At 34.7% G+C, this 6173-nt stretch carries 8 protein-coding genes; all 8 read left to right on the top strand.

Going from position 1 to position 6173, the window contains the following annotated elements:
* The first annotated feature begins 537 nt into the window (after positions 1 to 537).
* The 8 genes from rpmH to GQR87_RS22060 all read left to right on the top strand — a co-directional run bounded on the left by rpmH (position 538) and on the right by GQR87_RS22060 (position 6163).
* The gene (gene rpmH / locus GQR87_RS22095) at positions 538 to 672 is read left to right on the top strand and encodes a 50S ribosomal protein L34 (RefSeq protein ID WP_007615483.1); all 135 of its coding nucleotides are present in this window, start codon (positions 538 to 540) and stop codon (positions 670 to 672) included.
* 9 nt (positions 673 to 681) lie between these two features.
* Entirely contained in the window at positions 682 to 1050 is a 369-nt protein-coding gene (rnpA, locus tag GQR87_RS22090) for a ribonuclease P protein component (protein WP_158972825.1), read from the top strand.
* A complete protein-coding gene (gene yidD, locus GQR87_RS22085) occupies positions 1005 to 1253 on the top strand; it encodes a membrane protein insertion efficiency factor YidD (RefSeq protein WP_158972824.1) in 249 nt (82 codons plus the stop codon). Before rnpA ends, yidD begins: the two co-directional genes overlap by 46 nt.
* 123 nt (positions 1254 to 1376) lie before the next feature.
* Positions 1377 to 3014 (top strand): membrane protein insertase YidC, encoded by a 1638-nt coding sequence (gene yidC, locus GQR87_RS22080; RefSeq protein ID WP_158972823.1) that lies wholly within the window; start codon positions 1377 to 1379, stop codon positions 3012 to 3014.
* Positions 3015 to 3114: 100 nt separating this feature from the next.
* Complete coding sequence (locus GQR87_RS22075) at positions 3115 to 3597, top strand: YajQ family cyclic di-GMP-binding protein (protein ID WP_158972822.1); 483 nt, start codon at positions 3115 to 3117, stop codon at positions 3595 to 3597.
* Positions 3598 to 3602: 5 nt separating this feature from the next.
* Positions 3603 to 4985 (top strand): tRNA uridine-5-carboxymethylaminomethyl(34) synthesis GTPase MnmE, encoded by a 1383-nt coding sequence (gene mnmE, locus GQR87_RS22070; protein ID WP_158972821.1) that lies wholly within the window; start codon positions 3603 to 3605, stop codon positions 4983 to 4985.
* Between the two features lie 47 nt (positions 4986 to 5032).
* Entirely contained in the window at positions 5033 to 5467 is a 435-nt protein-coding gene (gene mioC, locus GQR87_RS22065) for an FMN-binding protein MioC (RefSeq protein ID WP_158972820.1), read from the top strand.
* Positions 5468 to 5503: 36 nt separating this feature from the next.
* Positions 5504 to 6163: a DnaT-like ssDNA-binding domain-containing protein gene (locus tag GQR87_RS22060; protein WP_158972819.1), complete on the top strand. Its 660-nt coding sequence runs from the start codon at positions 5504 to 5506 to the stop codon at positions 6161 to 6163.
* Positions 6164 to 6173: the final 10 nt, after the last annotated feature.

Below are 6173 nucleotides of genomic sequence, written 5' to 3'. Positions count from 1 at the left end.
GATAGTTTAGTGAAAAACTGACTGTGGATTATCTCGCTTTAAGGGGGGGTAAGGCAACCTTCTTTTAAAAATAACTTTAAACATACTTATAACCAATTGTTTTAAAAGAATAAAACATTAAATATCACTTGACATAATATAATTAGAAAACAATATTTATAAGCATATATATTGAATAATATATTTTAAGTACTTATGTTCCTAATTCAGTTCTGTGGATAAAACAAACAAATTTAATACTTATCAACTTCATGAACATTTTTTACGCTGACAATCAATATAATACCGATGAAAATACTTTAAACTCAGTATATTAAGACCAGCCAAGTTATCTAAAAAAGAAACATAACTAAGTCAATCCTCTCGACGTGAATATTACAATCATCATTAATTTACTCCTAATATAAGTTAGTGATTGACAAACCCTTTAGTGATCCCTATTATTCAGCGTCATTTTTGAGCGCAGTGTCTTCCAAAGTTGGTTTTCACATAGATGCTCATTTTGTTTTAACCTTATGTATATAGCGGGACTAGGTCATGAAAAGAACTTTTCAACCAAGCAACTTAAAACGTAAGCGTTCACACGGTTTTCGTGCCCGTATGGCAACTAAAAATGGCCGCAAGGTTATTGCCAATCGTCGTGCCAAAGGCCGTGCTCGTTTATCAGCATAATTATCCAAGGTGGGTGAAAATAACTTTTCTCGGGAGCTAAGGCTACTTACTCCCACCCACTTTGAATATGTATTCAAAAAAGCAATTCCTGCTGTCTCACCTCAAATTACCTTATTAGCAAGATTCAACGATACTAACAACCCTCGTTTAGGCATTACTCTGTCTAAAAAACGAGTGAAGTATGCTCACGATAGAAATAGAGTGAAACGAATTATTCGTGAGAGTTTTCGCTTAAAAAGACAAACATTTCCAAATATTGATATAGTAGTGGTAGGCAAAACAGGCCTAGATAAAATGTCGAATCAGGAATTAGTTTTTTTACTTGGTAAATTATGGAAAAAGTTAGCAATACGTTGCGAAAAATCCCTATTGGACTAATTAAATTTTATCAGATTTTAATTTCTCCAATGTTAGGACCAACATGCAGATTTCATCCTAGCTGTTCTTATTATGCTATTGGTGCAATTACGGAGCATGGTTTTATCAAAGGTAGTTGGTTGAGCATTAAACGTATATCAAAATGCCATCCACTACATTCAGGTGGATATGATCCAGTTCCTGAAAAAAAGAAAAGAAAATAGTGAGATTTATTCTTATGCCCATATAAAGAATAAGTTGTTAGCACAAAAGTAATATCGCAGTGGTTTAATGGTTTTAAAATTAGTAAGTCACACATATAAACATGTAGTTAATTAGAGTATTTTATGCAATCCCAACGAAGTTTTTTATTAATTGCCTTAGCGTTTGTCACTTTTATGTTATGGCAACAATGGCAAGTCGATTATGGCCCTAAACCTTTACAAGCAGCTCCGCAAGTTTCTCAGCAAAATAATTCTGGTGATGCTCCACTAAGTTCAGATGATGTGCCTATGGCTTCTGCAACTGGACAAAACTTCACACAGAATAAAGCTCAGTATGGAAAAATTATTTCTGTTAAAACTGATACGCTAGTTTTAAGTATTGATACAGTAGGCGGTGACGTTATATCCGCAGAACTTGTAAAATTTCCAGTTGAACAATACTCAAAAGATTCCTACAGTCTGTTAAGACCCAATGGAGATGAATTATTCATAGCTCAAAGCGGATTAATTGGTAAAGATGGTCCTGATAGTAAAGGTCGTCCGACATATATAACTGAACAGGATAGTTATGTACTAGAAGGTCAAACTTTAACTGTCCCACTAACATTAGTGACACCAGAAGGTGTAAAAATAACTAAGAATTTTGTTTTTACTAAAGACAGTCACAAAATAGACGTGACTTATATCATCGAAAACAATACAAGCAACGCAAAACAACTTCAACAATTTGGCCAACTAAAACAAAGTATGCTTAAAGAAGATGGCAGCATGTTTATGCCAACTTATCGAGGTGGAGCATTTTCTACAGAAGAAGATAAATACGAAAAGTATAGTTTCGATGACATGACAGATAAAGGCCTGAAAAAAACCACTATTGCAGGTTGGGCAGCAATGATCGAGCACTACTTCGTATCTGCTTGGGTACCACCACAAAATGAAACAAATAATCTATTTAGCCGTGTATTACAAAATACGAATGGTGTAATTGGTTTTACTGGCCAACCTATAATTGTACAAGCTGGCGAAACAGCACAAATCGGTAGCGCTTTATATTTAGGTCCTAAAGATCAAGATACCCTAGCTGGAATTGCTAGAGGCCTAGACTTAACTGTTGACTACGGCTTTTTGTTTATGATTTCCCAACCACTTTTCACTTTCTTACAATTTATACATAGCTTGGTAGGAAACTGGGGATTCTCGATAATATTAATCACTATAGTTGTTAAAGGAGCAATGTACCCATTAACGAAAAAACAATATGAATCTATGGCAAAAATGCGTGCTCTTAAACCTAAAATGGACGCATTAAAAGAGCGTTATGGCGAAGATAAACAAAAAATGCAGCAAGCCATGATGAAAATGTATAAAGAAGATAAAGTTAACCCTATGGGTGGTTGTTTCCCTCTTTTACTGCAAATGCCGATTTTCTTAGCTTTATATTGGGTATTATTAGAAAGTGTTGAGTTAAGACATGCAGATTTTATCTTCTGGATAACAGATCTTAGTTCTAAAGACCCCTTCTTTGTATTACCAGTGCTGACAGGTGTAAGTATGTATTTATTACAAAAACTTCAACCTATGACTATGACTGACCCAATGCAGCAAAAAATAATGCAATTTATGCCTGTTGCTATGAGTTTATTCTTCTTTATTTTCCCTGCTGGTTTAGTTCTTTATTGGTTAATCAGTAACATTATTACTTTAGTACAAGCCAAATTTATCTATGCTTCTATGGAAAAACGCGGATTACAGACTAAGTAAATATAATAATCGACAGCCCGTTTTATACCTAATTGGGTTATAAAGCGGGCTTTTTTGTGCTTACAATATAGCCAACCATTCATACAGTTTTGGAGCTTTTATGCCTTCTTTAGATATAGTGTCAGAAATAGATTTAGTCGAAGTTAAAAATGCGGTAGATAATGCCAATCGTGAATTAAGTACACGTTTTGATTTCAGAGGCGTCGAAGCAAATTTTGAATTAAAGGAAAGCATTGTCACTATGACTGCTGACAATGATTTTCAGTTAAAACAAATGATAGATATTCTAAGAGGTACTTGCGTAAAACGTAATGTAGATACAGCTGCTTTTGAAGAGAAAGATGTTCAGCACATAGGTAAAATATACAAACAAGCTATCGCCTTTAAACAAGGAATTGAACAACCTACCGCTAAAAAGATTATTAAATTAATTAAAGATGCCAAACTTAAAGTACAAGCACAGATTCAAGGTGAACAAGTGCGAGTTACCGGCAAAAAACGAGATGACTTACAACAAGCTATGGCCATAGCAAAAGCAGCAGATTTAGAACAACCCTTACAATTTACTAACTTTAGAGATTAAGCAAAATGACAGGCACAGAATTATCAAATCAACAACAAACTATTGTTGCTCAAGCCACAGCACCTGGCAAAGGTGGGGTTGGAATAATTCGTGTGTCTGGAAGTTTAGCTAGTGAAGTTGCCAAACAAATTTTAGGTAAAGTACCTAAAACTCGGCAAGCAGAATATCTTACTTTTTCTGATACAGAAAATAATGTGATCGATCAGGGCATAGCTATATTTTTTGAAAATCCTCATTCTTTTTCTGGCGAAGATGTACTTGAGTTACAAGGACATGGTGGCCAAGTTGTCTTGGATATGATGCTCAATGCTATATTAAAAATTCCCAAAATTAGAATTGCAAACCCTGGTGAATTTAGTGAACGTGCATTCTTAAATGACAAATTAGACTTAGCTCAAGCTGAAGCCATTGCCGATTTGATTGACGCCAGTTCTGAACAAGCGGTAAAAGGAGCGTTACGTTCATTACAAGGTGCTTTTTCAGAGAACATCCATACTTTAGTTGAGCTTGTTATTCATTTGCGCATTTATGTTGAAGCCGCTATTGATTTTCCTGATGAAGAAATCGACTTTCTCAGTGACGGAAAAATTCAAAAGGATTTAGATAATATCATCCAATCTTTTGAAACTTTACGTCAGCAAACCAAACAAGGTGCCCTATTAAGAGAGGGAATGAGAGTTGTCATAGCTGGTAAACCCAATGCCGGAAAATCGAGTTTATTAAACGCATTAGCAGGTAAAGATACCGCAATAGTCACAGATATTGCTGGTACCACTCGTGATGTATTAAAAGAACATATACATATCGACGGTATGCCTTTACATATAATCGATACAGCGGGATTACGAGAGAGCCCAGACAAAGTTGAAAAAATTGGTATTGAACGAGCTTGGCAAGAAATACATCAAGCAGATCGTATATTATTTATGTTAGATAGCACTGATTCTAGGGAAACGCACCCTGAAAAAATTTGGCCTGAATTTTATCATCAAATTCCAAAAAATATCGGCTTAAGCGTCATTAGAAATAAAGTGGATTTAACCAATGAGTCAGTAGGATTTGATAATAGCGGCGATTATCCGGTAATTTCACTTTCAGCTAGTGATCAATCAGGTATCAATTACCTTACCGATCATTTAAAAAACTGTATGGGATTCAATACAGGATCAGAAGGACAGTTTATCGCCCGTCGTCGACACTTAGATGCAATAGACAGGGCTGCAGAACATCTTTATTTGGGTAAACAACAACTGGAAGAAAATCTTGCTGGCGAACTACTAGCAGAAGAACTCCGTTTAACTCAACAACATCTAAACGAGATTACTGGTGAATTTAGTTCTGACGATTTATTAACTAAGATATTTTCTTCATTTTGTATCGGCAAGTAATACATTAGCTGTACAATCAATGAAACATATTTTTATATAATATTCTAATGGCAAAATTCGAAATCATTGTAGGCAGCGTTTTAGGTGCCAGTGAATATGTAGCCGAAGCGCTACAAACTGAATTATTAGCACAAAATCACTGTGCGAATTTACATCTAGCGCCCGAATTAGCTGATATCGATAATAACTCGATTTGGCTGTTTTGCAGTTCAACTCATGGTGCTGGAGATTTTCCCGATAATATTCAGCCTTTCATTAAACAATTTACCGCACAACAAGATAGTCCTAAACATTTCACGGTTGTGGGTTTAGGTGATTCTAGTTATGACACATATTGTTTTGCCGCAGAAAAAATAGAAGAATTGCTAGTCAATGCTGGTAGTGAATTGATTCAAACTAGTTTACATATTGATGTATTAAATCATCCAATTCCTGAAGATGTTGCAGTAGAATGGTTAAAAAGTTGGATTTCAAAATTTTAACCCCTCATTAAATTAAGCAGATAAATTATAGTTGTAATGCAAATAAATAAAGCAGAACAAACCGCCCTACTCCAATCCTTGAGCAATGACGCTCGGACTTTGTATATATTAGGTATAAAACCTACAGTTGATGAAAAAACAGCTAAAACAACACCATTAAATTACAAAAATTTATTAACTTTATTAAATGCTAAAGAAGAAAAATTTAATTTGGGTAGGCAAGTTAACAGCCTTATCAAAGAACTACTGAATGTAGGGCTTGTCAATTTTCAAGAAGAAGTAGAACTGAATCATAGTTTTAACGGCAAAGTATTACTGTTACCTCTCACTGTCATGGAAGAAAATGAATATTCTAAACTTCATCTTAATTGGCATACAATGCAGTTAAATTGGACGCCTAATGAAAAATTGGTCAATGATTTAGCTAAATTAGTAGGCATAATAGATTATGAATATTCAGCAAATGAATTAGGTGATTTTATTGCTTATTGGTTAGGCAGACCCGAATCACAATTTACTGAATATCAATGGACACAAAAATTTGTGTTCAATTTGAAAAAGATGCGTTTAGCACATGGTTTTAAGCCTAGGCAAAAAATTGGACAACAAGTAGTTCAAAGCAAAGCAGGTATTGAAGCCGACGAGAACACTAAAAATTTAGTCGCTAAATACGGTAAAGCAACTCAAAGTAATTAACACTTAATCT

Source organism: Paraglaciecola sp. L3A3, from assembly GCF_009796765.1.
GTDB lineage: Bacteria > Pseudomonadota > Gammaproteobacteria > Enterobacterales > Alteromonadaceae > Paraglaciecola.
This window is presented reverse-complemented; position numbering and strand designations above follow the sequence as displayed.